This window comes from Tildeniella sp. (genome assembly GCF_059505325.1).
Map to the genome: position 1 here is coordinate 1 of NZ_JCACKI010000054.1, position 26,014 is coordinate 26,014.

The 26,014-nt window shown below is 48.7% G+C and carries 29 protein-coding genes; 11 read left to right on the forward strand and 18 right to left on the reverse strand.

The annotated features are described in order from the left end of the window. Window positions 1–40: 40 nt before the first annotated feature. Window positions 41–757 carry a hypothetical protein gene (locus AC5JO6_RS19995; RefSeq protein ID WP_496082822.1) on the reverse strand — a complete coding sequence of 239 codons (717 nt, stop codon included), beginning with the start codon at window positions 755–757 and terminating at the stop codon, window positions 41–43. Window positions 758–1,088: 331 nt separating this feature from the next. On the opposite strand from AC5JO6_RS19995, the gene AC5JO6_RS20000 reads away from it, so the two are divergent. Further along, window positions 1,089–1,328 carry a type II toxin-antitoxin system ParD family antitoxin gene (locus AC5JO6_RS20000; protein WP_496082823.1) on the forward strand — a complete coding sequence of 80 codons (240 nt, stop codon included), beginning with the start codon at window positions 1,089–1,091 and terminating at the stop codon, window positions 1,326–1,328. 628 nt (window positions 1,329–1,956) lie between these two features. On the opposite strand, the gene AC5JO6_RS20005 is transcribed toward AC5JO6_RS20000, so the two are convergent. Beyond that, window positions 1,957–2,130, reverse strand: coding sequence for a hypothetical protein (locus tag AC5JO6_RS20005; protein WP_496082824.1), 174 nt, complete (start codon window positions 2,128–2,130; stop codon window positions 1,957–1,959). A 222-nt stretch (window positions 2,131–2,352) separates the two neighbouring features. Between AC5JO6_RS20005 and AC5JO6_RS20010 the strand changes: the two genes are divergently transcribed. Then, window positions 2,353–3,042, forward strand: a complete 690-nt coding sequence (locus tag AC5JO6_RS20010; protein ID WP_496082825.1) for a hypothetical protein — start codon at window positions 2,353–2,355, stop codon at window positions 3,040–3,042. Here AC5JO6_RS20010 and AC5JO6_RS20015 read toward each other — a convergent pair. Next, window positions 3,039–3,188 (reverse strand): hypothetical protein, encoded by a 150-nt coding sequence (locus AC5JO6_RS20015; RefSeq protein ID WP_496082826.1) that lies wholly within the window; start codon window positions 3,186–3,188, stop codon window positions 3,039–3,041. The two genes, AC5JO6_RS20010 and AC5JO6_RS20015, sit on opposite strands and share 4 nt — an antisense overlap. A gap of 313 nt (window positions 3,189–3,501) precedes the next feature. Between AC5JO6_RS20015 and AC5JO6_RS20020 the strand changes: the two genes are divergently transcribed. Then, window positions 3,502–4,323, forward strand: a complete 822-nt coding sequence (locus AC5JO6_RS20020) for a hypothetical protein (protein ID WP_496082827.1) — start codon at window positions 3,502–3,504, stop codon at window positions 4,321–4,323. A 125-nt stretch (window positions 4,324–4,448) separates the two neighbouring features. Here the strand turns inward: AC5JO6_RS20020 and AC5JO6_RS20025 are convergent, their stop codons facing one another. After that, window positions 4,449–5,141: a LexA family protein gene (locus AC5JO6_RS20025; protein WP_496082828.1), complete on the reverse strand. Its 693-nt coding sequence runs from the start codon at window positions 5,139–5,141 to the stop codon at window positions 4,449–4,451. 1,117 nt (window positions 5,142–6,258) lie between these two features. Between AC5JO6_RS20025 and AC5JO6_RS20030 the strand changes: the two genes are divergently transcribed. The 5 genes from AC5JO6_RS20030 to AC5JO6_RS20050 all read left to right on the forward strand — a co-directional run bounded on the left by AC5JO6_RS20030 (window position 6,259) and on the right by AC5JO6_RS20050 (window position 8,282). Beyond that, window positions 6,259–7,077 (forward strand): Rpn family recombination-promoting nuclease/putative transposase, encoded by an 819-nt coding sequence (locus tag AC5JO6_RS20030; RefSeq protein ID WP_496082829.1) that lies wholly within the window; start codon window positions 6,259–6,261, stop codon window positions 7,075–7,077. 4 nt (window positions 7,078–7,081) lie between these two features. After that, on the forward strand, window positions 7,082–7,318 hold the full coding sequence (locus AC5JO6_RS20035) for a hypothetical protein (protein WP_496082830.1): 237 nt from the start codon (window positions 7,082–7,084) through the stop codon (window positions 7,316–7,318). Between the two features lie 53 nt (window positions 7,319–7,371). Next, on the forward strand, window positions 7,372–7,560 hold the full coding sequence (locus tag AC5JO6_RS20040) for a hypothetical protein (RefSeq protein ID WP_496082831.1): 189 nt from the start codon (window positions 7,372–7,374) through the stop codon (window positions 7,558–7,560). 144 nt (window positions 7,561–7,704) lie between these two features. Next, window positions 7,705–7,974, forward strand: a complete 270-nt coding sequence (locus AC5JO6_RS20045) for a type II toxin-antitoxin system ParD family antitoxin (RefSeq protein ID WP_496082832.1) — start codon at window positions 7,705–7,707, stop codon at window positions 7,972–7,974. Window positions 7,975–7,979: 5 nt separating this feature from the next. Next, window positions 7,980–8,282, forward strand: a complete 303-nt coding sequence (locus AC5JO6_RS20050) for a type II toxin-antitoxin system RelE/ParE family toxin (protein ID WP_496082833.1) — start codon at window positions 7,980–7,982, stop codon at window positions 8,280–8,282. A gap of 178 nt (window positions 8,283–8,460) precedes the next feature. Here AC5JO6_RS20050 and AC5JO6_RS20055 read toward each other — a convergent pair whose 3' ends face one another. From AC5JO6_RS20055 to AC5JO6_RS20115, 13 genes are all read right to left on the reverse strand, one after another. Then, the gene (locus AC5JO6_RS20055) at window positions 8,461–8,751 is read right to left on the reverse strand and encodes a ribbon-helix-helix protein, CopG family (protein ID WP_496082834.1); all 291 of its coding nucleotides are present in this window, start codon (window positions 8,749–8,751) and stop codon (window positions 8,461–8,463) included. Then, on the reverse strand, window positions 8,748–9,341 hold the full coding sequence (locus AC5JO6_RS20060) for a nucleotide-binding protein (RefSeq protein WP_496082835.1): 594 nt from the start codon (window positions 9,339–9,341) through the stop codon (window positions 8,748–8,750). Before AC5JO6_RS20060 ends, AC5JO6_RS20055 begins: the two co-directional genes overlap by 4 nt. A gap of 792 nt (window positions 9,342–10,133) precedes the next feature. Beyond that, window positions 10,134–14,342, reverse strand: coding sequence for an nSTAND1 domain-containing NTPase (locus tag AC5JO6_RS20065; RefSeq protein ID WP_496082836.1), 4,209 nt, complete (start codon window positions 14,340–14,342; stop codon window positions 10,134–10,136). Window position 14,343: 1 nt separating this feature from the next. Continuing rightward, on the reverse strand, window positions 14,344–14,703 hold the full coding sequence (locus tag AC5JO6_RS20070) for a CU044_2847 family protein (RefSeq protein WP_496082837.1): 360 nt from the start codon (window positions 14,701–14,703) through the stop codon (window positions 14,344–14,346). 113 nt (window positions 14,704–14,816) lie between these two features. Then, a complete protein-coding gene (locus AC5JO6_RS20075) occupies window positions 14,817–15,236 on the reverse strand; it encodes a hypothetical protein (protein ID WP_496082838.1) in 420 nt (139 codons plus the stop codon). Window positions 15,237–15,271: 35 nt separating this feature from the next. After that, a complete protein-coding gene (locus AC5JO6_RS20080; RefSeq protein WP_496082839.1) occupies window positions 15,272–15,601 on the reverse strand; it encodes a hypothetical protein in 330 nt (109 codons plus the stop codon). Between the two features lie 193 nt (window positions 15,602–15,794). Further along, complete coding sequence (locus tag AC5JO6_RS20085) at window positions 15,795–16,073, reverse strand: hypothetical protein (protein WP_496082840.1); 279 nt, start codon at window positions 16,071–16,073, stop codon at window positions 15,795–15,797. Between the two features lie 127 nt (window positions 16,074–16,200). Next, window positions 16,201–17,739 (reverse strand): hypothetical protein, encoded by a 1,539-nt coding sequence (locus AC5JO6_RS20090; RefSeq protein ID WP_496082841.1) that lies wholly within the window; start codon window positions 17,737–17,739, stop codon window positions 16,201–16,203. Next, on the reverse strand, window positions 17,736–18,113 hold the full coding sequence (locus tag AC5JO6_RS20095) for a hypothetical protein (protein ID WP_496082842.1): 378 nt from the start codon (window positions 18,111–18,113) through the stop codon (window positions 17,736–17,738). The genes AC5JO6_RS20090 and AC5JO6_RS20095 overlap by 4 nt, the downstream gene beginning before the upstream one ends. Before the next feature lie 8 nt (window positions 18,114–18,121). Further along, a complete protein-coding gene (locus AC5JO6_RS20100; RefSeq protein WP_496082843.1) occupies window positions 18,122–18,775 on the reverse strand; it encodes a hypothetical protein in 654 nt (217 codons plus the stop codon). Then, window positions 18,775–19,152, reverse strand: a complete 378-nt coding sequence (locus AC5JO6_RS20105; RefSeq protein WP_496082844.1) for a hypothetical protein — start codon at window positions 19,150–19,152, stop codon at window positions 18,775–18,777. The genes AC5JO6_RS20100 and AC5JO6_RS20105 overlap by 1 nt, the downstream gene beginning before the upstream one ends. Further along, entirely contained in the window at window positions 19,139–19,699 is a 561-nt protein-coding gene (locus AC5JO6_RS20110; protein WP_496082845.1) for an SH3 domain-containing protein, read from the reverse strand. The genes AC5JO6_RS20105 and AC5JO6_RS20110 overlap by 14 nt, the downstream gene beginning before the upstream one ends. 167 nt (window positions 19,700–19,866) lie before the next feature. Further along, entirely contained in the window at window positions 19,867–20,436 is a 570-nt protein-coding gene (locus AC5JO6_RS20115; protein ID WP_496082846.1) for a hypothetical protein, read from the reverse strand. A gap of 211 nt (window positions 20,437–20,647) precedes the next feature. On the opposite strand from AC5JO6_RS20115, the gene AC5JO6_RS20120 reads away from it, so the two are divergent. The 3 genes from AC5JO6_RS20120 (at window position 20,648) to AC5JO6_RS20130 (ending at window position 24,145) form a co-directional block, all read left to right on the forward strand. Further along, window positions 20,648–20,821 carry a ribbon-helix-helix domain-containing protein gene (locus tag AC5JO6_RS20120; RefSeq protein WP_496071529.1) on the forward strand — a complete coding sequence of 58 codons (174 nt, stop codon included), beginning with the start codon at window positions 20,648–20,650 and terminating at the stop codon, window positions 20,819–20,821. Window positions 20,822–20,832: 11 nt separating this feature from the next. Next, a complete protein-coding gene (locus AC5JO6_RS20125) occupies window positions 20,833–21,414 on the forward strand; it encodes a Uma2 family endonuclease (RefSeq protein ID WP_496082847.1) in 582 nt (193 codons plus the stop codon). Between the two features lie 532 nt (window positions 21,415–21,946). Beyond that, window positions 21,947–24,145: a hypothetical protein gene (locus tag AC5JO6_RS20130; RefSeq protein WP_496082848.1), complete on the forward strand. Its 2,199-nt coding sequence runs from the start codon at window positions 21,947–21,949 to the stop codon at window positions 24,143–24,145. 124 nt (window positions 24,146–24,269) lie between these two features. Here the strand turns inward: AC5JO6_RS20130 and AC5JO6_RS20135 are convergent. After that, window positions 24,270–26,014, reverse strand: a 1,745-nt coding sequence (locus AC5JO6_RS20135; protein WP_496082849.1) for a hypothetical protein, incomplete at its 5' end; no start/stop codon positions are given.

Consider the following 26,014-nt stretch of genomic DNA (forward strand, 5'->3'; position numbering starts at 1 on the left):
CGCATCACTACATTCTCAGCTTGAGTCTCAAAAAAGTTTTCTACACCACTAAGGCTTTTCTCTTTCTGGCTCGTTCACGCATTTGACGGTGGTAGTCCAGCTTGTCCAGCGAAAACCAACCAATCAGACCCCTAAGATACTTAAGTAACTCTGTCTGAGAAGAGACATCAATGGTGCTAATAGGACGCAGACCCTCATAATCCGGATCCGTCCAAAACGCTGTAAATTTTTCGAGGCTCAGTTTTGTCTGGTCTGAAAATAGCGCCGCCTTGGCACGATACTCGACTGGAAGTTGCCGATTCAGGACCAACTGCCGTTCTCTCCCACCCCGTCGATGATAAGCCGTTGAGGTGCCAGGAAGGGATTGGGGGATTTCCCAGGTCTCCTGCGGTTTTGGCTTGAGATAACCCTGCTCTTTGCACCACACTAAGAAATGACTGAGGTAATGCTTGTTCGGGCGACACGTCGTCCTAGGTGCGTTGAGCGACTCAAACACCTCTGCTTGCCATGTCAAGACGCGGTCAATTTCCCAGAGGTCATCTAACTTTACTTGTCTGGCAAAACCCCAGGCCATTTCAGTTTTTTGAGCACTCAACAGTTCGCCTCGCTTCACCTCAAAGTCAAACCCGAAACCTTTGTAGGGAAGCAGGTAATGAAAGATAGCAGTCCTGAGCTGGACGGCTTTTTTAGGAAAGTCTTTGATGTATTCGAAGTAGGCAGCATCCAGTGTACTAACTTCATTCAAAGTGGTAGACATAGCAGTTCTGATGTACTACCAACACTATACAACAAAACCTGGGCTTGTTTTTGTTGGAACAGATGGGTAGCCAGGAACAAGGAACTCGCTACAACCCCTTTCTGGAGGCATTTGAGGCTTTCGTTGATATAACGCTGTATAACATCGCGTTATATGGTCTTATATCAAGCATATGCAGCTAATTTTGCCTGTTTTAGTTACTTTTAAGCGTAGAAACAGCGTTCTACGCTCTTTTACTGCTGTTTCCTCCCTACTTGAGGAACAAAGCTTGAAATTGCCATTCATTGGTGGTGATAGTTAATAACAATAGTTGTTACTTGCTGTTATTGAGGTGACATTGGAACATTACATTCAGGAGAAGGTTTCTAGCGGACTCTATTACTCCGCTAGCGAGGTCGTGCGCGAGAGACTACGGTTAATGAAGGAGCGGGAGCAACTGCAGCAGATTCGGTTACAGGAACTGCGGCAAGATATCCAGGCAGGTCTGGACAGTGGTGAGCCAACACCCTTGCATATGCAAGCAGTGAAAGAGAAAGCGCGGCAGCGCCGTCGGCAGAGGCAACCGCAGTAATGGCGATCTTCGTTAAGCGCCCTCGTGCTGAGTTAGACTTACTGGATCTTTGGGATTACATCGCAGACGACAGCTTTGATCGTGCCGATGAGTTCCTAGACCGGATTGAGGGCAAACTGCAAACATTGGACCCGCGTGCGCATTTGAACAGAAAGTTACGGTTTCGCTTGAAACCTCTGCTGTGTAGGAATTTGGAACCTGGAACGATTCATGAAAAAAGGGCTATTTGCTTGAGACCTTTATAGTACAGAGGTCTCAAGCAAAGCAATTGATGAGTTTCTTTTATGACACCAAAACTACTGCTCACGACGGTTGGCCCACTTTTGGACTAAATGACACGCAAAAAGCTGCTTTTCATGGGATTTGAGCCCTTTGAGTCGAGCGAAACCCCTATTTTTGCGTTGGTCTTCTGCGTGCCGGGCAACTAAATACAAAGAAAGTGAGCATTAGTAGAAGTTATCGAATTGACTTCATTTTGATGAAATAGCTCACTTTTACATGAATCGTTGCCAGACCCCACTTAGTTTGACCCGACCCGAAAAAAGCCTCCCGTCGGGAGGCTTATGAGATTAGCTGACCTGGGCGTGTGAGGCACAAGAGAAAGTCCTTCAAGAAACAAGACCGCACCTTATCTCGCTGCCATTTCCCTTTGATGCCGATCAAGCACTGCTACAAGCGCTTCTCGATGCTCTGGAGCAACGTCCTTAAGAAAGCGAGGATCATGCCTAAAGAGATCGATGAAGTACCCGCGAAATTCAGAACCACCTTGTCCATTAATTAGCTGAACTGCAATATCGGTCATAGAATGATCGAGACTGTCACCCTTATACTCAGTGGAAGCGGTAGATGTAGATGCATGAAGTCTGGGACTAGGATTTCGGCGAAAAAACTTGAACATCACGAGTCACCTATTTAGTACAAAAGAACTACTCTAGTTTTACAGAAAATCGCGTCCTTTCCCGGAATCGCCTTAGGATGTCGTAACATTGGGTAGATTTCATAAGCTCTATCAGGCATAGCCCTTATGGTTCAGAGTTCTCCTAGCTGGTCCACGATTGTTGTAGGTGGCGGTGGAATACTTGGTGCGCTACTTACCGTAGTAACACTGGTAACAAAAGGGATCGTTGACAAAAAAGAGGTGCAAATTGGCTACCTCACTCAACGCAACTCCAAGCTGGAAACAGAGATTCAAGAAGAAAGGCAGAAATCTCAACGCTTAGTTACTGACTTTTCTGAACGGCTTCGGAATATAGATGCAGGTCGGTTGAGTCCAGAGGATGCAGTCCACCTCAGAGAAATATTCAATCTTATTAAAGGATTTGAAAATCTACAGCAAGGTTTTAGCGACTGTAAGCGAGCCGCGGAGTGGCTGGATATTCGCAGCAAAGCTTGGGTTCAACAAGCCTGTGAATATGCAACCCAAAAATATTCTGGCTTGCTTCCTCGTGGCAAGGTAAAGCCTTTTAAGGATGACCTAACTCTGTACCTAACTTGGGTGCATACGTGTCTGAGTAAGCATGGTCACACAGACAACACACCACTTTCTGACTTCGTAAAAGCGCCTGTTATTGCATCCCCACATCCTTATATGGCAGCAATAAGCCATCTCCTTGACAAGGAAGATTGGGGAGAACTTACTCCAGACCAGATAGCATACTTACGAGAAGTGCTAATTCGGTTGAGAGAGCGGATTGGGGAATCCTTTGGAAACTAGCAGTTGAAATGCTTTGAGAGTATCGCTACCGCATCAAGTAAAGCTTTCTTCTCCTGTTGAGAAATAGAAAGGGATTGCACATGTCCTTTTATCGCTGTTATGTACTGGCAGGCTTTTTCTCCGGGAAGAGTTACTCTTTGTGCCATTGCTTTCTCCTAATTATGAACAAGCTTTCTAGATCGTTCTTTCAGAGAAAATTCTTACGATCAGCACAATCAGAAGAAAGTTTTTATTCAGTAAAAGGTGTGAGACTACACCATTACTCCTCACCCGTCCCCAACACCAGCAGTTTGATCCGCGCCATCTGAGATCGCAACCTGGGATATGGATGCAGTCGAGTAGGGCAGTGATGTCCTACTCGACTGCATCACGATGCTTACTAGGAGTTTTATCCGGGTAAAACTGTTCTAGGCTGTATAGAGAATAATCCTTTCCGCCCAAGTTCCCAGGTATCCTTAGATGACTCAGCAAAGCCCTCTAGAACTTGCAAAGCAGGGCAACCCAAAGGCTATCGCTTTTTTAATTAACCGATCTCTCCAGCCTAAAGGGATCACCGCAAAGGTATCTCTAAAAGATCATTGCTTACAGGTCATGCTTGAATCGACCCACATACCAGCTCAGCAAGCCTTAGTTTCCTACGTTCGTAAAGGTGTAGTAAGTCTAGGGATTACTGACCTTGAGAGGCTAAAAGTTTATGGACGGCAGACAGGAGAGGATTTTCCAGCTTGGACTCAAGAGCTTGAGCTAATTGCAAAGCCTGTTTTGGAACTGCCTCAAACGAATTCTTATAGTTCCTCAAGCTCCTCTAATGCCCAGCAACCTATTCCAAAAACAGAAGCTAAGAACACTGGTCTGAAGACTGATCCCATTGGTGACACAGGAAAGAAGCCAACGATGAAAGCCTTTAGGCTAGATATGGGAGTAGGAACACCCCAAACAAAAGAGCAGCAGAGAATTGCAAAATCGAAAGCATATGAATTTGGTATTTCAGGAGCAATAATTGGGCTACTTATCTCGCTTCCCTCTGTCTGGGCAGCATTTCAAATGCTTCAAATAAGTGGGGGAGGGGATTTTGTACTGATATACGTTATCGGTATTGGTGTTGCAGTTCTGATTGGCTATCTCTCAGGATTTGGACAAGGCTTCAAGCAGTTTAGTGTCAACTGCCCCAAATGTAATCATAAATTTTCTCTTCAAGATCCGGGCGGTGATTGTCCTGCTTGCGGAACAGGTCTTTATATTGATGAGCATGGGGATTGCAATCAGAAACTTCAGCATTAAAGTTTGCTAAGTTCACAATCTTACATAATGGATCTTTAGTTGAATAGCACTAACATAAGGTCAAAACTGGCACAACAGAATACGAGTTTTCAGGAACTTCATTAAGCTTATAAGAATTTGTTGTATTAGAATCGACGCTTGCTAAAAGACCGAATAAGTTTTCTGACAATTCCATAAACATGAAATACAGCATCATCTGTGATCTCAGTCCGTTCTAGTTTTTCGTTGTGAGGAACTAGAAAAGATTGATCACCGACACTATGAAACTCTTTAATTGTGACTTTCCCATCAATTGAAGCCACAATCAGATCACCATAATTTGGTATTCTCATCGGGTAGTTTATGACTTCAACCACCAATTCATCTCCAGGGTAAATACCAGCTTCAATCATCGACTCTCCCATAACTGAGAGAAAAATAGTTACATCTGGATCTCCAAACTCTTGCAATAGGTCTACTTCCTCATAGGTACTCTCATCAAAGTCACTAGACAAAGGAACAAGATCAAGTGTTGCAGCAACCGGAATCATATGCTTTCGGTACATAGAAGAAATCTGCTTTGCTTTTTTCTTAGGCTTTGAGAAACGCATAATCTCTAATTCTTGTGCTCGTAAAAGCTTAAGTAGCGAAGGTAAACTCTTCGCTAGCCAAGGAAAGTCTTGTTCAATTCCTTGGAGATGTAAATCGACATCTACAATGCCTTGACGCTGCTCATCACTAACTAAGTGTTCTGGCAAACGAAGAACATCAGTTTTAACTTGAAATAAACCCGAACCCAGTTTACGTCCGGAACCATTGCGCTTTCCCCCACGAGGCATTGATTCGCTGCTCCTTGAATGTTGATCCGACTATAGCTGCAAGCAAAACCGAATGGTGCTGCTAGGCTTCTGAAACCATTACGCATAGCAGCACCACTATTTAGCTAATCGACTGAACTTTCACTGGCTTACAGTTCACATCACTCTGCGTGGGAAGAGAAGGATGCGCTTGTTTAGGTACTAGCCCCGAACCAAATAGCAGGGTCAAGTACAACGTTACTAAGAGCGATCGCTCACTAAGATTCTTAAGCATTTGATTTGCCTCCTTTGTTACTAATAGCGTGGTGATGACAAATACCCCAAGAATTGGCAGGTTATGAGGTATTCATCATCCAGATAGTAGTACAAATGAACCATTGCGTCAATATATACGTACCATAAGAACGCAAGTTGATTGTTTTTTATCTGGCTGATTTTCGTACATTTTTCAAACATTTTCAAAGCATTATTGTGAAGATGGTTTTTGATTTTTGTACGTATATCAAAACACTTCTGTCATAACGATTGAAAACCGTACAAAAATCATATACTATGTGGCAGTAGCGTTTATGTTTTGCCTCCAAGTAACAAAGCGTTGTGTTTGTGGGATTGTGTAACCTGATGTGCCCTTGGCAGGTGATCACACAGGTTTTCCCCTTGTTTAAAGCCTCGGTAGTAAATTACTACCGAGGCTTTAAACTTATTCAAGCCGCGATGAGGGTTGTAAGTGTCAAGCCTCTATCGCCTTCTCACTGAGATCCGAGTAGCATGAGACCCAAAACGTACGCTAAGCATTACTGTTTTTCTGTACCAATTAGACCTGTCTGGCAAGAAGAGGCTGAAACCCTTGATCTACCGTTCTAATTGCCTGTACCAATGAGCCCTTAGTCTGATTGGTAATGTCTGAGCGTTGCTAGAGTCGCTTGGCTACGTACGATCGCTGCTACACCCGTCACCACTGGAGCACTCTCTACTGCGGGTCTGACGTGAAACAGTGTGGCTGAAAGCACCCACGGCTGTGGTTGTGTCTTCTACTGTAATTTGTGTTGAGCGGTCACGCTCCGATTGCGGCGGCTCCAGTATTCTGTGGTTACTGACCGCTTACAATGAGACCGCCGTGCCAATATCCTAGCGACCTGTGAAGACGGATACGTTGTTTTATCGCTTGTTTAAGGACCGCCCTGACTTAGTGTTTCAACTCCTTGGCGAGACCACTCCCCCTGCAGGCACTTATGCGTTTGGTTCTCAGGAGGTGAAGCAGCTTGCCTTCCGGATTGATGGCGTCCTCAACCCCTCACCTGATGCTTCCGGCTTACCTATTGTTTTTGTCGAGGTGCAGGGCTATCGTGATCAGAAAAAGATTCTCTATCACAGCTTCTTTGCTGAAATCTTCCTGTACTTGCGTGATTACCAGCCGGTGCAGGACTGGCTCGGCATCCTGATCTTCACTCAGCGTAACCTTGACCCACAGTTACCCCTTCACTTTCAAGACTATGCCAGTAGTGCCCGCTTCCAGCGCGTTTATTTGGATGAGTTACCAGCCGACCTGACTGAGCAATCGTTGGAGCTGAGTGTACTGCAACTCATTGGTTTGGATGATGCTGTAGCTCCAGAGCGGGCAAGACAGCTAGTTGAACGAGCGCGAGGCGAGGTTACGGATGGCGCAGAGCGTGAGCGAGTCGTAGAATTAGTGTTAACGACACTAGTGTATAAGTTTCCAACCCTTGAGCGGGAGGTAATCAGACAAATGCTGGGATTAGATGAACTGAAGCAGACCCGCTTCTATCAAGAGATTGCAGAGGAAGAACGGTTAGAAGGACGTGAAGAAGTCTTTGCGCTTGTCATTCCTGGCTTTCTTGAACAAGGGCTAACGGTTGAGCAGATTGCTGAGAAGCTGAGGACGAATGTGGCGACGGTTGAACGCATTGTCCAGTGGCAGCAAAAAGCACAGGATTGAGCTTATGTTTGGTCTCTTTGAACCAGGCGACCTGAAGCACACCCGCTTCTACCAGGAGATCAAGGAAGAAGTGATGGCAGAGGAACGCGAGCGTTTGCTGCTGCTGATTGTCTCTGTTTTCCTCAAACACGGGGTAACGGTTGAGCAGATTGCGGTGAAATTAGAGACTGACGTGGCAACGATCAAGCGGATTAAGCTGCAACAAGAGCAGAGCGCCCTACTGAACGAGCTAAAAGCTTAATCGCACGCGGCAATAACGCAATTAATAACGAAATCAACAAAGGTGTGAGCAGCATGGAGCAGGATGTTGAGGAGCTTTTACGCCACAACCAGGATCAGCAAGCAACTGCTGATAGCTTCATTGCCAACAGTGGCGCAACCAAACCCACAGGCGCTGCTTTAGCTCTACGGGAGCTGAATTGGGCGACGGACTGGGAGATACTGGTTGTGCCAGATAGTGCAGCAACAAGACACCCACTGTGAGTTCGCCGTCTGTATAGTAGCGATCACCACTACCATTAGACCCCACTAACGTGGCACCTACGTCAGTGGACTGATAACAAAAATTGCTATTTTTGGTTGTTGTGAGTACAACGGTAGTAGATGCGTTGCGTAGAGGGATGACCTGTGAACGTTTCACTTACGTCAGAGCTTGAGAAGTATGTCAGTGAGAAGGTCGCTAGTGGTTTGTACCACTCTGCCAGCGAGGTGATCCGCGAAGGGTTACGCCTGCTTAAGGATCAGGATGCCTTGCGGGAAATCAGGCTCAATGAGCTGCGGCAGCAAATCCAGGCAGGCCTTGATAGTGGGGAATCGCAGCCCCTCGATATCGAGGCTGTCATTGATCGGGGCAGAAAACGCCGTGCGGAGCGCAGCCAAGCCAGCCACCAAGTTTAATCAATATGGGTAGATTGGTCGTCAGGCCGCAGGCGCTTACAGACCTGGACGATATTTTTGACTACATCGCCGAGGACAGCCTTGACCGTGCGATCGCGTTTATTAGGAAGCTCTATGGGCAAATGGAGACGTTAGCTGCCAGCCTGGGTATCGGGCGTCGTCGTGATGTCTTGTTGCCTGGACTGCGGAGCTTTCCTTATGGCAACTACCTGATTTTCTATCTTCCTCTTGATGATGGAGTTGATGTCGTGCGTTTGCTCAACGGTGCCAGGGATCTAGAGGCGCTGTTTCAGAATGAGGCGCTTTAATTTTCAGGATGCTGCCTTTCTTGAGAGTAAGCGCACCAAAAACGCGGGCTAGCGACCCAGACAGCCCGACGTTTAGATGTTTAGATGTTTAGCCACTTTGAGTTTAATCGTTGCTCCAATGTCCGAAAGCTTGCACTCTAAAGCAGCTAAACACGCAGATGCTTAGCTGCTTGGATGCTCAAGCGTCTTGCCTTGAGTCTAACCACTGCTCTAGCAACTCTTCGACGATCGCACTCATTTCCTTTTCTTCGTGTGCCGCTGCTGCTTTCAAGCGCCGATGCATAGCTTTCGGCAGGTAAATCGTCGTCCGCTGATAGTTAGGGTCTTTACTTTTAGATGTTTGAATGTCCAGATGTTCAGTTGTACTAGATGTCTGAGTGTCTGAGTGTCCAGGTGTTTCTGCTGCCTTACCTGAGCGGGCAGCACCAAAGAGGTTGTCAAAGCGGCTCCCTTCTTTCTTGGTGCTCATGGCATGATCTCCCTGCCTACTTCGAGGTAGCAGCGCCATGCAATGCCAGCATAGGAATCACCCTTCACCTCGTTCACAGGCACCCCCTCAAGCGCTGCCTTCTGGAACACTGCCAGCCGTCGAATGCCCGTTTTGAAGAGAGGTAACCCGGCTCTCTCCAGGGACGATCGTGCTTCCTCCCCCACCTTGCTAGGCGCTGGCGGAATTAGAGTCAGCAAGATGCGATAGTCAGCCTCTAGTCCTTGTAATGCGTCTACCATCTGCAACATTGCCCCCATTGCCAGCGCGTCAGGAGACGTGGGGAGAATCAGCAAATCTGTCCCCGATGCCAGCGTTTTCAGATCGTCCGGCGCAGGTCTCGCAGGGGTATCAACCACAATATGCTCGTAATTGCGGGCAAACTTAACAGCAGCCTTCTCGTCCACTACTTTAAACGGCAGGTTCCCAGCACTTGCCCATTGCAAGGCAGAACGGTTTAAGTCGCCGTCAACCAACAGTGTGGGTGCTCTCATCTGGCAAAACGCCGCTAGATGCAAAGCAGTTGTACTTTTACCAACACCACCCTTAAAGGATGCGATCGTGATAATCATTGATCTGTTTCATGATGCTTGACGGTAGTTTACTGCCTAAAGCATTTAGAAGCTTAAGCATCTGAACATCTAGATGTCTGAATACCGCCTATGCATGACAGAATGCCTGTTCCCGTCTCTTTTATCAGCTAGCAGAGGCAGTGCTTAGGAGTAAGCTGTCTCGCTTCGTTTTCAATCTAAATGTCTAGATGTTCAGATGTCTAAATGCTTAGAGGGGCGAGTCAAGTCTCCAGGTCGTTCAAGTTAAGGAGATAAGAGGCACCACATGACCCCAAATCTAAAAGCTAGATGCTTGAATGTCCAGATGTTTAGATGTCTTGTTGCTGACTCATAAGCAAACTTGAACAACTCATATGCTCACTACGCCTGCTTAACTGGCACAAGCGCCTCATTGATTAACTGTCACATTGAAGGCATTTAGTCCAAACGTAGTCCAGTATCTCAAAAGGTAGACTTATCTAAAACTGAGAACCTAGTATTCACAGTGCTTTTAACCTTATACTTTGCCCTCTCGGTTAGTTGCTCAAACAGCAGAAGTGCAGGGAGAAGAAGAAGGGTAAAGGCGGCTGGACAAGGGTTTTGGGGATTGTGCCAGTTTGCGGTTAGTCTAGGGGTAGCTATGAGATTGGATGGTAAGCCTCTCTTATGAATGAACATTCCATGTGCACGGCACCAGAGGGCTGAGCCGACAACTCGGTCGAAGCCTACGAAGAAATAGGGATTGTGCAGAAAAAACCGTTGAACGATTGCTTTAGGAAACAAAATAATCAAATGTCTAAGTCAATAAGTTGTTCATCTAAAGTTTGTAAATTCGTTAATATCATTGCAGAGAAGCCGATCTTGTTGATTTACATCAGAATTGTTCTTTAAGTAATCATTAACAAAGCTACAACCTATTGATAACAACTGGTCAAAATTTGAAATTTCAGTACTCCAAGTTTTTATAGTTCCGTCATCACTTGCTGAGGCAAGAACTTTGCCGTTAGGACTAAAACTAAGACTTCTAACTTGATCGGTGTGCCCTCTAAGTGTACTTAGCTCTCGCCCATCTAAATCCCAAAATTTGACAGTTCCATCTCTACTTGCGGAGGCAATTAGTTTGCCATCAGGACTAAACTTGACATCTAGGACACCGCCATTATGTCCTCTGAATGTCTTAGGCTCTTGCTCACCTAGTTTTTCATCCAATCGCCACAGTTTGACTGTCCCATCCCCGCTAGCAGAAGCAATAGACCTACCATCCGGACTAAAACTAACACTATAAACTCCGTATCCATGTCCTGTAAAAGTATGAATTAGCCGTCCATTAAGGCTCCACAGTTTGATTGTGCTGTCATCACTAGCAGAAGTAAGAGTTTGCCCATCAGGGCTAAATTTAACGCTAAAAACCCAATCTTGGTGCCCTACTAATGTGTAAAATTCTTGTTTATTTAAGCTCCACAATTTAAGTGTTTTATCTAAAGAAGCAGAAGCAATAGTTTCACCACTAGGGCTAAAATCAACATCAATAACATTATTTTTGTGTCCATTAAATACTTTAATTTCTTGCCCACTTAAAGTCCACACTGTAACAGTGCCGTCTGCATTAGCAGTAGCAATTAGTTCATCATTAGGAGAAAAACTAGCATTTCGTACCCAATCACTTTCTTTCTGAATAAAGTTTAGGTCTTTTCCCGCTACATCCCAAAGTTTGACCAATCCATCCGCACCCGTAGAAACAAGAGTCTCTCCACTTGAATTAAAATTAATGCTGCGTACCCAGCCTTTATGTCCTCTAAAAGTTTGAAGGGATTGATCTGCTAAACTCCAAAGCCTCACCATTCCGTCTGCACCAGCAGAGGCAAGCACCTTGCCATCAGGACTAAAACTGGCACCAGTAACATTTATCTCATGTCCCTTTAATGTGTTCAGCAATTGTCCATCTATACTCCAAATTTTAATAGTGCCATCTCTACTCGCAGATGCTAGTCTCTTGCCATCAGGACTAAAATTAACACTGTAAACACGATCTCTGTGCCCCTTGAGTGTATCTAATAGTTGCCCATCTATACTCCAAATTTTAATAGTGCCATCTCTACTCGCAGATGCTAGTCTCTTGCCATCAGGACTAAATTTAATGCTATAGACCCAGTTGCTGTGAGCTTCTAATTTATTGGTCTTTGCTCCACTCGTACTCCAAATTCTGATGGTGCCATCTTTGCTAGCAGAAGCAATAGTTTGACCGTCAGGGCTAAAATCAACACTAGTAACAGTGTCTTTGTGCCCTTTAAAGGTACTAAGCTCCTCACCATTTTTATTCCAAAGCTTAACAGTGTCATCTGCACTGGCAGAAGCAATAGTTTGACCGTCAGGGCTAAAACTAACACTTAGAACTGAACCATTATGCCCTTTTAAGACATGAAGCTTTTGCCCATTGCTGCTCCAGAGTATAATTGTTTTATCTGTGCTAGCAGAAGCAATAGTTTGACCATCAGAACCAAAGTCGACATCCAGTACCCAACCAGTATGACCTTCCAAGGTATGAAGCTCGCGACCATTTTTATTCCACAACTTAACAGTGCCATCTGCGCTAGTAGAGGCAATAGTTTGACCGCCAGGGCTGAAACTAACGCTAGTAACGCCTTTTTGATGTCCAGTTAAACGGTTACACTCACTTACCCCAAAAACTGATTGTCTCAAAGAATTTTCAAGCTGAGCTTTTGTGCCTTCCCCATGTAAGTATACGGATTTTAAGTTTTTTGCAGCTCTCAAAGCTACTAAAAGAGCATCAAATTTTTTGTCTAAATTAAAATAAGAATTTGAAGATTCAGTAAGAATACTAATTTGTCTTACTTCTGACTCTTGCCATTTGAAAACAGCTACTCCAGCTAGCATGGAAACTATTAATAAGACGGTAATTAAACCGCGAACGAACCAAGCCTTTCGTTGTTTATTTTCAAATTCTTGTCGATTGTGTAATTTTAAGCTTGTCTGGATGTACTCGCTTGCTATTTCAGAAATTTCATTACTATATTCATCAAGCCATTGATTAGCTTGTCCTAATTTTTGTGCAGGTAGTAAATAGCTTGAGTCTTTTTGTTCAGCTATCCAGTAATACATCCGAGGTGCTAGTTCACGAACATACCACTCAAGAAAGGGTTGGCATTCTTTAATCCACCGCTGCAAGCGAGGCCACGCTCGGATAAGAGCTTCATGAGCAACTTCTATTGTTGGTTGGGCATTAATGAAGTTTTGTCCCTTCGTTAATAAGCGAGCAGCAATCAATTTTTCTACAACCTTTTGGCTAGTAGGTTTATCCCACTCAAACTTCCAAGCTTGACGGCTAATATCTTTGGTCAATTGTTTTCCTTGTTCGTCTACTACCCCTGGAGTAACCAATTGTAAAAATATAAATCGAGTTGCCTTCTGCTCTGACTCACTTAACTCTTTCCAAATTAATTCTGCATACTGGGCAACAGCCCCTTGAACACCATCAAAATTTTTATCGTCAGGGGTGGAGTAGCCAAGAGCTTTATAAGTACTAATTGTTAAGACCCCCTTCATAGAATCTTTTTTCCATAGTTCAGCTAGAGCAAATTCAAGAAGAGGTAAATCACCTGGACGATCCTGTACATCAAAGACTAATCGCTCTACTAGCCCTGGCTGAAAATTTCGACGTAGCAATTGAGCTGGCTTCGTAATAACTTGTACCAAGTCTTCGTCACTCATTGACACAAGGGTTAATTGGCCAGATTTGATAGCGGTTGCAAGCTTGTAGTTCTCCAAGGCTATCCCATAAAAATCAGTCCGAAGCGTAATGAGACATTTTATATTTTCGTCAACTAAAGCTAACAGGACTTCAATGAACTTCAAACGGACATTTTCATCTTGACATTCAGAATACAGATGCTCAAATTGGTCTACAACTATAAGTACCCCCATATGTTGAAATATCTGATGTATCTTGTTCGCAAGATCAATTGAAGATATGGCACTAAGCTTTTCGTCTAAAGATAGAACTACGTTATCTTTTTCAAGTGACAAATCTAAATCTGAAAAAATTTCAAAACCGTGAGCTATTTTTTCTAAAGACTGTCCAGGTAGATGCGAGAAAGATTGAACCAAATTTAATAGAGGATTGTTTCCAGGACGGAAGAGGCAACGAGGTAAATTAGCCAAACCTGGAATAGATGACTTCTGCAATCCTTTTATTAGCCCTGCTTGAACTAGTGATGACTTACCAGAGCCCGATATACCTACTACAGCAACAAAATGATGTCGCACAAGCTTTTCTATCAATTCTTGAATTGCAGCATCTCGACCAAAATAAAATTCTGCATGTTTATCTTCAAAGACATTCAAGCCTCGGTAAGGGCAAGTATCAGTCAGATAAAGCTCCGAGCAAACACTCCGCACAGTTTCTACTAGAATGCCAAATGCTGTCTCAGTCTGCCGCCCACCAGAATCAAAAGGACGGATGTTATCATCTTGCAAAGAAATAGAAGGTACAATACTCGCTACTATTCCAACAACTGTTTGTGAGTTGTTATCCCATAATGGAGCACCACTAAATCCGTAGCTGATTTCATTGCTTTTTAGTACTAAAACTTTGATTCCTTCATTTGTAGTGTTGCCAATAACTTCGCATAAGCCTGGCAACCCTTCGTCTGGTTTGGCTTCTGGAAAACCAAAGGTAGAGAGAATAAATCTTCCTAAGCCTAAAGATGTTCCTAAGGCCAAAGGATTTACTCCAGCAGGAGGAACACCCTTTAAACGTAAAATAGCTACATCTTCAGCCTCCGGATCACTCCAATAACTAGGCTCAACTGTAGCCTCTCGCTTTTCACCAATTGCCTGAAAAACGAGACAAATAGTTTCACCCGGTACAACACCGGCAGCACAGATGACATGTGAACACGTAGCGATCAATCCATCGTCTGTAGTAAGGAAGCCTGTGCCGACCGTCTGGTCATCGACCCCAAGAATACGCACAATTCCTGGAAGTAGATCATCAACACTCATTTTATTGCTGAGATTTGTGTTCAGGTTTCCAAGCTAGTTTCACAGAGTAGTTCATCTCGCTTCCGAGTTTGCCAATAGCGATGTTTCCTGCTTCTCCGGTAGCTTTTAATCCAAATGAAATTTCTACCTCGGTAGGCGGATCTGACAAACTGCGCATCGAATTAATAAATGCCTGAACATTATGTTTTACAACTTCCTCCACAGCCTTCTCAAAAGTTGTTTGGGCTGTGGCTACAGCGCTTTGAACTTTTTCTTTTAAACCAGCTTTAGCAACTCCTTTCGAAGGAAGTGTCTCTGCTGTATCCACCTCTATTAGAAAAGTGCTGTTATCAGCAGTTTTAAATTCAATATATTGAGTCATTAATTTTCGTTATCTACATATAAACAACAGCCTAGTCACCTCTAACAGAATCAGGAAGAGGTAACTAGGCTAGCAAATAAATACCGACAGAAGCATTAAGAAGCTGTACAGGACTAGGGGTGATCCTCTGAGTGGTCCTTCGAGTGATCCAAGAGGGGCTGTATATCCCTGCGACCTACTAAACGTGGAAGAGCACGCCCAGCAGCATCTAGGTGTTCCAAGAAAAGTCTTGGTCGGCTATGAATTTCGTCATCGGTTTGCCGGGAAGTCGACTCATAAGAATGTTTAAACTCTCTCATTTGAAGCCTTCTTTCAGGCGGATGCTCTTTCTCTTGGTAGAAGACGCTTTCAGCAGACTTTGCAGCAAGATCAGCTTTCTTCAGATCGACTCTCAATTCGTCTTGAGTCTTTTTATGCCAGAAGGGAATACCAGCAAGTTTATGTTGCTCAGGAATTTCTCTTTTCACTTTTTCAACTCGATCAAAAGCTTCTCTATAGAGCTTTTTAGGATCATTTACTGGAGAATCTGCCATAGCTGAGTTGTCCTCACTGAGTATTTAGCTGAAAATTATTTGGACACAAAGGGAGAAAGAAAATCTGCAACAGCACCTTCACGATCAGAAACTAAATCCCTCACCTTTCTTGATTCTTCAGAATACGCCCAATAAGCTTGCCTAAACGCTAGTAAAAGTTCTGGCGATACCTCCTCTCGATCAACTTCTGCGTCAAAATCCGATTTAGCCTTTTCAGCAGCGCAATCAGCTTGATCTACACCTTCAAAAAGAGACTCTTTTGTGAATTCATAGATAAAACCAAACTTCCTCTTATCAAGAGCTTGTTTGACAAGATTTAGACGTTTGTACGGAACCCGAAACAGCCTTTCAATTTTTGCATTCATGAAGCTGACTTCCTCTTCTACGAAAGTCTGATGAACGTAATATATACCCAACAAGATTTTAGCTTAATCTTAAACAAGCTTTCTATGTAATACATCTTACTGTAAAGAAAATTCACAGTTCTCAACTTTTCTCTGAGAATGAGAATTAAGTCTCAATGTTTTAAGCAAGGTTGATGATTCCACCAGGCGAGGCTCACTGCCAAGGCAACCGAAAGGTTTGAGGCGGTGAGATCGACACATCCACCGACTGGATGTCGGGCACGATCGACTGCGACAGCAACTGCTGCAGCGCCGGACTCAAGCTTACTCCCAGTTTGAGCTTCAGGAAGTCATTCGTGGCCAGCTCGTCCAGCGTTTGATACGTCAATTGATACTCCAAAATTGAGATGACTTCCTCCAGCCACTCATCCGGTAATTGACCTCTCAAATCGCGTCGAATCTGAACAATGGCAGGGTTAGTGTTGGCGAACATAGGGCTCCTTAAACAGTGATGTGTCGCAGCGCGAAGCGGTGATGTATGAGCGATGTGAATGCTGCTGTCTGGGGTGATGTGTGACCGCTGTGACATCACACATCACCCGATGTAGACCCTGCTGCGTCTAGGTTTCAGACCAGCGCACCCATTCCGCCTTAGAGTTGAGGGGTGAGAAGGTTTCGATCAGGTGCAACGCCATTAATTCCAGCAGCAACGCCTGCACCTGCTCCCCGTTTAAGCCTTGATTGCGACCCCAATTTTGCCGCACGTCCCGCACGGCGATCGACCCTTTCTTGCGGAGATACAGTGCGAGGCTTTTGAGCTGACCAGCAGGCAGCGCCTCCACTTGACTGGGCGTTTCCTGGGGTTCTAGTTGTGGTGCGTCTGCCTGCCAGCAGTCCTGTAGCCAACTGTTTACCTGAGCGCGAAAATCAAACGGTGTCGCTTGTGGCGGTGGGGGCATGGGTGGCTGATGGGTCTGACTGGGCGGTGATGACCAGAGGGTAAAGTCGGTAATCTTGCGCTCAATCTGCGGTAGTTCCACTGGCAGCCATTCCGCGTGTCCAGGCAGCTTCAATTTGCCTTTGCCACTGGAGACTGGTTTACGAGTGGTGGGGTGAATGGTGGGAATGAGTTCCAGTTCCAGTAACGCCGCATCTCGTAAGCGGGCAATCCCTTTCGCATCCCCCAGCGCTGACAACGTTCGATCGTGCGCGACAAACAACGGTGGCATCAGCACTTTGCGGCTATCACTCATCGCGGACTTGAAGAACTTACTGCCGATGTCACCGGGCAGTCGGTCTGCCCAGTTCGTCATTTCTTCCGACACCACGCTGGTAATACGCTGCTGCTGTCGTAACGACTGCTGCCAGTCTTCCTCGGTTAAACCCGAGCGGTTGAACTCCTGGTAGCGACGCTCGATTTCGTCGAGGTACCACTGGAGGAACGCCGCGATCGCGCCGTAATCCATCCCAGCACCGATATGGCGAATGCCCTTCCACTCGTGGTTGGCGGCGTGCGGGTCCAGCAAAATCACCTGATGCCCCGCCCGCACTTTCTGCATGACCAGATAACGTGCCGTCCAGCTCTTCCCGGCACCCATGCCACCAAACAACAGCCCTGGATATTCCAGAAAGTTTTGCAGATAGGCCGTCGGGTCAGCCGTTGCTTCAGACGCGGGAGTGACAGACACGCTTGGCTGTCTAGGCGCGGTGGTTTCTGCTACGGGCTGCGGGGTAGCCTGCGGCTGTGGCGATGCCGACACGTCCTGATAGTCCGCCTCTTGGACATCTGACAGATAGGGTGCCATCTGGGGGTAGAGTCGTTCGGCAGCCTGCAACTGAGCCACCTGTTGATAGCCTTCTAACTCAGCCTGATGAGCGATCGCCTGCATCTGACTCTGCTGCCGTAATGTTTGGCGCTCCCACTCTTGGTACTGGCGACGATAATCGCGTCGGGTTTGCGTGAGCAGCCAGGCGGACACGCATAGCCCCGTGCCCACCAAGGACAGCGGAATTTTGCGATAGGCCGCTTGATAGGTGAGCTGTGTGCCCAGGAAGCGCACCGTCTCGGGTTGATGCAGGTAGCCACTGACCGCGAGTGCTGTGCTGGTCATGCCAGCGGCTAAGAGGCCAACAATCTGAGGCGGATAGGGGTCTTTCACCGTAAAACCTCCTGCACCTGTTGCTGCACTTGCTGTTGCACCTGTTGGCTAGTGTGGGCAAGCTGGTCAAACCAACCCGTGAAGATGGCGACGACCAGGGCGATCGCCAGGGAGAGTAACCAGGCACTGCGAGACAGATAGGCAGGCAGCGCCAGGGAGAGGAGGCAGGCGATCGCGCCAATCCAGTAGAACGGCAGCAGTGCCGTCAGCCACCGGGCAAGCAAGGTGACGGTAATGCCCAGTGCAAACAGCCCCATGAAGCGGCTGATGCCTTCCAGGGCGTAATCGACGCGATCCGGTTCGGGCGTTGCCTCTGGCTCGTAGTAGCCATCGGACGGTGGCAACATCAGGGGTGAATCGTAGGGGTCAAACATGGCTTACCTCACACTCGAAAGAAGTCTTTGACACCGTGCCAGAAGCCTTTTCCCGGCTTGCCAGCGGTGCCATAGGTCAGCAGTTCTTTACGAGTCTCGGCCTGTCGCCGCAACGCCTCCTGCACTTGGAGCTGTCGCTGCGCTTGAGGGACTTTCTCACCGATCGCTTTGGCACGGTTTTGATGCCGCAGGTGAATCAGTTTGATGGCGCTCTGGAAGTCCAGGCGGTTCAGGTCATACTCCGAGCGATATTCCGCTTCCAGCTTCTGCATCCCGTGTCCGGCTTTCTGATTCAGCAGTTGCAAATGTTTGTCGTAGCCTTTGGAGAGCAGCCATGCATCTAAGAGGCTCTTATCGATTTGCTTGGAGCCTTTTTCGACTTGCTTCAAGACACGCTGGACAAACTGTTCGTACTCAACCTGCCCTTCGATCAGCGTGGTGAAGTGCTTTTCCAGAATCGGCAGGATTTCCTTGAGTCGGGTCATGGCGGTGGCGCGATCCGCAAACAGGGCGAGTTCGTTATCGCTCATCTGCGGCAGTCGCGCCAGATCGATACCAAAATAGCGGGTGGCGCGTTCAGTGAGTGCGCCTGCATGAGGCAGGAGATGGGACTGGATGCCCTTGGGGCTGCTGCTGTAGCCCTTAGCTTTGGGCGCTGACATTAGTTGCACTCCTTGGTTTCAGAGGACCAGAACAGGAAACTGCTGCGCTGGGTGTCGCAGAGGGGCGAACGGGGGACGAGGACGACGCGCTGACCAGCCGCACCAGCGAAAAAGCCGAGCAAGTAGCCGCCTAAGACAAACCCCAGCACCACTGCCACACCGAGCAGCAGGGTGTTGAGGGGTTCACGGTACGTGGTCACACGCTCAGAAGTAGTGGGCGTTTGTGCTTGAGCGAGAGCAGTTTCCAAGGGGGTAAAGGTGGTGCTGCCGTCCGGCTGCTGTTGCACTAGATAGGGCGTGCCTGCCTGGTCTGCCCAGACAGCCAGCTTTGCAGGTGTAGCTTGAGCGGCTGTCGGTAGCGCTTTAGGGTTGGGCATGGTTTGAGACTCCAAGGAAAGTGCTCGCCAGCCAGCCCGTCTGACCCCGCCACCGCACAGGCACCCACACCACGCCGTCTTGCTGCACATGGCGTTCGGACGGCAGTTCCACCAGGTCACCGTGCATGAGTACGCCTAAGACGGGACTCTGCAAGCTGGGTGCGGCGCGGAAGTTGGCGGCCATGCCAGGGCTCTGGATATGGGCGATCGGGAAGGTGGCAAAGTCAGGCGGGGTGCCTGGTGGGGCATTGGTTACAGCCGCTGTGGGCGGTGTAGCAGAGATTTCTGGCTGTGGTGTGGTAGCATCTGGCGATGCTAGTGACGGGGTCGGCAGCGGCGAGACAGAGGGTGTAGCGGTGGAACTGGTTGCTGCGGTTATGGCTGGTTGCTGCTGCTGCTGCGAGAAACCGAAGCCGAACATAAGCAGCGGAACGGCCAGCAAGCCCAACGCGATCGGTAAACCCCAGCTCCGAGAAGCTGGCGGCTGAGGTGGTGGCACTGGATTGAGGGTGAAAAACTGCCCGTCACCGGGCACAGGTTTTGTCATGATGGGAGTTACTCCTAATTGGAAGGTTGGGAGTCCAGAGCCAGCGGTTTACTTTGGACGGTGAGCGCTGGCTTCTGTTGGTAATGGCACCGGGTCAGCTGTCGGCGTGTCGGCTCGCAAGAGCGCCCAGGCGAGCACCATGAGCATGATTGATAGCAGCAGGCGCGTCAGGCGTCCGCTGGAGGCTTTCCCAGATTTTGCAGGGTGGTGAGTGATTGCTGTAAGCCTTGCGTCTCCTGGCTTTGCGCTGTCGCCAACATCGCGGTCCGTTCGCGGTAAAGACGCGCTTCCAGCTTGAATTCGGTAGCTTTCTCGGCGATCGCGGCTTTCGCCTGCTGGGTTTGTTGCAACTTCTGCTCGCGCACTCGAATATCGCGTTGCATCTCTGCGGTCAGCACATCAGCAGTTTGCAAGAATTGAGCCGCGATCGCTAAAGGGTCATCAAAGGCAATGACTTCGCTTTGTCGAAGTGATTCCAGACTGTAGGTCTGCGGCATCTCTGGCTGAGAGAGGATAATTTGGTGATTGCCAACCTCGATGGTGACTGCCTGTTGTTCTGCCGACTCTAGCTCTACGGCTGGTGGTTCAGTCACCACATCAAACTCATGCAGCAGCCGATCACAGGCTTCAGGTGTCAGCCCATCGCCAGTATCGATACTCAACTCTTGGCAGCGACGATAAACGCTGGACTTAGGCAAGTCGTGGTCACGGCAAAACTTGGTCAGTGATGTCTTCATGCTTTCCCTCAAAGGCTTATTAGAACGGGGTGGAACAACTAGGAACAGCTAGGAACACGATTGCTTCGTTTCGTGCGTGTTTCAGTCCAGTTCCCATCACGTTCCACTTACTTCTCATTCAAAAGTAGCATATGGTTGCAAATATACAACCATATGGTAAAGTTTGCTTGATCTAGGCAGAATGGGACTACCATCTAGGGGAAAATAGGGTATGAACAGCAGAGTGGCTAAGAAAGTCTTTGCAAGCGTGAGTGACCAGCTCGCTGAAAAGCTAGAGAAACGGTCAGAGATCGAAGGGCGATCGCTGTCGAATCTGATTAGCTATCTCCTTGAAAGGGAGATGGAAGACTGGCAGGTACCGCAAACGAAACAACAGGCTAAGTAAGGGCGATTTCCATGACACAGGTACTCTCAAAAACCAGTGCCCCGCGCCTCGTGCAGCACGATCGCTCATGGGAACAGTTCAAGCACATTCAAAAGGGCTTTGAAGGTTCCCCAGGTGTCAGGCTGTTCTACTACGAAGGGACGATCGAAATTCTCATGCCAGGTCTCGACCACGAATTTTTCAAGTCAGTGATTGGGATGCTACTGGAGCTGTTTTTTTTAGCCAAGGAGATTGAGTTTGCCCCCACTGGCTCTGTGACCCAGGAGCGCGAAAATGTCGTCTCAGCGCAGGCGGACGAGTCGTATTGCATCGGACAGCCGAAAACGCCGCCCGACCTCTCGATCGAAGTCATCTTTACCAGTGGCAGCGCCACGAAGCTGCAACGGTATCAAGCACTAGGAGTACCTGAAGTCTGGTTTTGGGAAGATGGAGTGTTTAGCCTTTATCACCTGCGAGAGCACGGCTACGAGCGCCTTGAGCGCAGTGCTATACCAGCACTGGCTACCCTCGACTTGGCTCACCTCTCACGTTGCGTCTTGCTGGCTGAGACCTCCAGGCTGGAAGCGGCTAGAGCGTTTCGCCAAGGCCTTTAGGAGCGAGCGCTGTTCACCAATGGCAAGCAGCGGTCACGGAGTCGAGACGAGTAGCGTCCGACCAGCAACTGGTGCTAGAAGGCATACCGACGGAGCCGCACCAGCAGTTTTGGGAAAACTGTGCCAGTGAACAGGATTTGCGGTTAGATCATTGATACTCACCCCAGCAAAGCTCCCACAACAGCGCGAGCCGCAGGTGAATAACAAGTTTCCACGTTTGAAGTGAGAGGAGTGTCCAGCATGTTCTAAGCAGAGCTAGAAGCCAAAAACCCCCACTGCCGCGAAACAGAAGGGGTTAGAAGGCTTGTTATTCAATTGAAGGATAGGAGCAGGGACGCTAACTGATGCTTTAGAGGGGCAGGTTGTTAGGTCACCCAGCTTTGCTATGCCAATTTTAGTGGCAATTTGTCAAAAGGTGCAACCGCATTGACAAATTGCTCTAGTTTTTGCATGGCTTCCTATCCGCTGTTGTTCCAGCCATAGGGAGTTGCATTGTGCATCGAATTTTTTATGTTTCTAGGGAGGGCAGCCCATGCAGTTAGCCCCCTCCCGTGCCTTTCAAGCTGTGCTGGAAGCCGACGATCCCTTCCTCGCGCTCTGGCCACACCGCTTTGATTTCCTTTACGCCGAGCATCCAGACCCTGAGGATCGCCCGGATTGGAAGACCGAAAGCCGTCATCCCTTGAGCGATCGCCTGCTGCAAGAAGGCGCTTACTTATATGGCGTCCGGTTCGGCAAACAGACCCACTACCTGATGCTCGACATCGATCACGGTAGTCTCTACCATCCCCACCGTGATCGCTTCGCCATCCCCCGTCTGCTGGCCGCACTAGAGCCGTTAGGTTTGGTCGAAACCGTTGCTGTCACCAGCAGCTACCGGGGCGGTCTCCACCTGTACCTGCCCTTCCAGACGGCGCAAGAGACATGGGCTATCGCCCAGACAGTCGCGACCTTGCTAGCAAACGCTGGTTTCAAACTGAAACCGGGACAGCTCGAACTGTTCCCTAACCCCAAACCCTTTAGCGAAGCGCCCAGCCTCTACGCCGCTCACCGGCTCCCCCTGCAAGCAGGCTCCTACCTACTCAACAGCGACTGGCAGCCCATTTATGGCGAACAAACCACCTTCGTGCAGCGCTGGCAGTTTGCCCAGCAGCGCAACACCATCGACCCACGCACCCTCAAACGGGTCTTGCAACAGGCCAAGCGCCAACGGTACAAACTCTCTGGCAAAGCCGAGAAATTCCTCCACGACCTGACTACCGAAGTCTTAACCGGGTGGACCGACGCCGGACAGACCAACTACCTGCTGGGACGGATCGCCATGCGGGAATACATTTTCGGTCACGTCCAGCGCGGCTCCGAGCCCCTCACCGGCGAAGCCTTAGTCGATGCCATCTGTGAAGTGGCGCGAGCGCTCCCTGGCTTTGAGACGTATTGCAGCCATCAGGCAGACCTGGAACAGCGCGCTATCCTTTATGCTCGCTCCATCCAAACCAGCCGCTACTACCCCTTCGGCTCCAAGCACCGGGCCAAGACAGCACCTACACCAGAAGCTGTCAGCGCACCCACTCCACCGAACCAGAATCAACAGAAGTCGCAGGCTGCCCGCGATCGCATCTGTCAGGCAGTCACCGACCTACTAACCAAGCACGCCTTACCGACAGCAGTCACAGCCCGCAAACAGGCCATCCGAGCCTATGGCATCGGGAACCCTACCCTCGATAAATACAAAGCACTCTGGCACCCCAACCATCTCAAAGCCTTACCAGTCGGGCAAGACCACACCCTGGAGCAAACACTGACCGTTCCAGATGACCTCAAAGCCTTACCAGTCGGGCAAGACCACACCCTGGAGAACAATAAGCTTGTGCCCATTCCCGCCGCCCTTTCTGGGCAGGCGGATGGGTCTTCAGTTGTTGGGGGGTCTGGGGGGTTTTCCACAGTGCCTGTAACTGAGCTGACACCCGTACAGGCTATGAGGGCTGAACAGCACCTGGCGAAGATGCAAGTATGGTTAGAGAGTGGTGACCCGATTCTGGTGGTAGAAGCGCAGCAGTACTTTGCTGCTCAGGTTCCGAACGAGCAGGGTTGTCTGAGTCGGGGGGAGGCAGTGGAGCCGGAGCAGCTTGTGAGTGGTCCGATGTCAGGAGTAACAATGCCAGGTGGGTTTGGACGATCGCAACCGCAGTCGTACCGAGGAGTGAAGACCGCGTTGCAAGCGGTGCCGCAACCGTATGTGGTGCCGCAACAGCCAGTTCAGGAGCCTGAAGCAAACCTGACGATGCAAGCGGAAGTCGAAGCGTTCTTTGCTCAGTACCATCAAGAGCAGCCAGAGTCGCTCGCCCTGGCGTGGTCGGCTGGAGTGTACAACCCGTTGGCAGGCATGGAGTCTACCCATGCGCGTGCTCTCACTGTGGCAGAGACAGACTGGCTGGGTTTAGCGAGGCTGGTGGGCTGGTTGTTGTTGGAGGACGAACTGGATGCTATCTACTTCACGGCACCACCACGGGACTTTGCGCTGGAGCAGGCAGACTGGTATGTGCGAGCGGACGTGACGACGTTTCTGGAGGAGCCGGAGCGGTTGAGTCAGGTGGTGCAACAGTACCCAATTTCTGAAGCGAGCCTGCGAGCAGCGATCGCCGAAAAGGTAGCAGCGTTGGAGTGGACACCGGAGCAACTGGAGCAGCTCATTCAGGCGTTGTTTGCACAGCCAGGCAGTGCTTTGGAGTGAGGCGGTTGGGCACTCTTGCTGTTTGAGTTGCAGTGCCAGGAAAGCTGAGCCTGACGTTAGTTTCGGGTTGGGTCAAACTAAGCCGGACGGTCGCCCGCCTGCCTCGTCTGCATCTCAACCCCGTCTATTGGTAGGGTCTTCCCCCGACAAGGCCATACTGTTCTGGGTCTAAACCCCGCTCTTGCAAAAATTCACCGACAATCATCTCTGACGCTCGAGCCGTCTTCTCAAGTGCCGCCAACTTATTGTAGTGAGGGCTGCTTTGGGTCTTCACACTGTGGCTCTTCAGCTGTGCCAGAGAGGACTCCTCTGGCGTATCCATGCCCTGGAGCAAAAAGTGACTCGTCACAGCGCTCCTGGCGGCATGGGGATTACTGCGGACACCTAAATGTCTCCAAATAATCGCGTCATAGAGACGACACATATTACTACATGAGTAAGGCTTGCCATTTCTTTGTGTAAAAACAAAATCGTGGGTAGGCTTGAACGTAGCTCGAAATCCTGCCTTCATACCAGTTTCAGGGTCTATATAGCCACACCAATGAAACTGCTGCTTCGTCCATTTGTTTGTCGTGATTCCTTTCCGTTGGCCCATCTTCAGCTTGGGCCAGTTAAACCACTTCCCGGAGTAGTCTTCTTGTCCATAAAGCCAAGAATGCAGCTCAGGATTGTAAATCTTGGGGACGCGATAAGCATTGTCTTTGTCGATCTTGGTTTGACTCGCGTCTAAGAAAACGACCCACGCAAACTCTTTTCCCAATGGCCGATCGACGATATTCCCTTTTTGGTCTTTGACATCCTCTACAGCCAGGTAGTACAACCTCGTATTTGGGTTATAGAAAGCCTTGTAGCGCTTCTGCTCTTGATCCCAGGGTGCTTCCTCGTATGTTCTCGTTTCCCAATTCACCCAGCAAAGTTTGAGGGTGTCGTGTGTTCGCAAGTCCCGGACAACATGCTGCCGATCCGGAGCAATGACCCGGAAGAACATCATGACGAGATACTTCTCAAAGTCAGCAGCCACCGCTGTCTGTTCCCTCATCGGTCCCATGGAGCGATACTCTGGAGCGGCATCAATCGTCCGTCTGGGCGCACAAGCGATCAGCAGGTCCTTCAGTAAGTTCCCGAGCTCTCGCCAGGTGGGATCACGTTTCACCGGATTAATCGAATTTGGTTTGAATTCGGCGTCCCTTGCCTCAGAGCGCACCCGTTGTATCTCCAGGACGACTTCGATATCTTGGTAATCTGGGTGCGTGCGCGGATTGGTTATTTCCCCGTAGAGAAACTTAGCTAAATTCATCTCTGCATTGCAGAATTTTTCTCGATAGCTAGGCGCAATCCGATAACCCTCTGGACTGGTAGTGGGATTGTGCTGATATTGCAGCCATTTAAAAAAGTTTTTTAAGAGAGCCCGAACCAGGGCGCAGGCCTGAAGCATGGCAGCCTTTGCCTGGTCCTGAGCGGCTTCTCTTGCATTGCGCTGGTTAAACCTTTCTACCTCTTCTGCAAAAGCCTGGTTCTGCTGGATAAATTGTCCCAGCTGAATGGTCGTCTCGAAGCTCAGTGTCGCCTTTTGAGCCGTCAGCTCATTCTGAAGCTTTTGGAGAAAGAGGCTGGAGTCAGGACGCTTAACGCCGCTCTTCTCCTCCAGCAGTAACTTGTCAGGACGCATTTCCACCACTGGAACCAGGTCTTCTAGCTGGATTGTCTCTAAAGCACGAGGCGGATATGCTGCGTGCATCTCTTGCAGCCAGCCAGGTGGTTCCGGTTCCACCAGTAGCCAGCCTGATTCATAGCTGGCATCCTTTGCTTTTCTCCTTAGTGATGTAGAAAAGTCTTGAAAGTACTGATATGCCGTTGTCTCAATGAGAC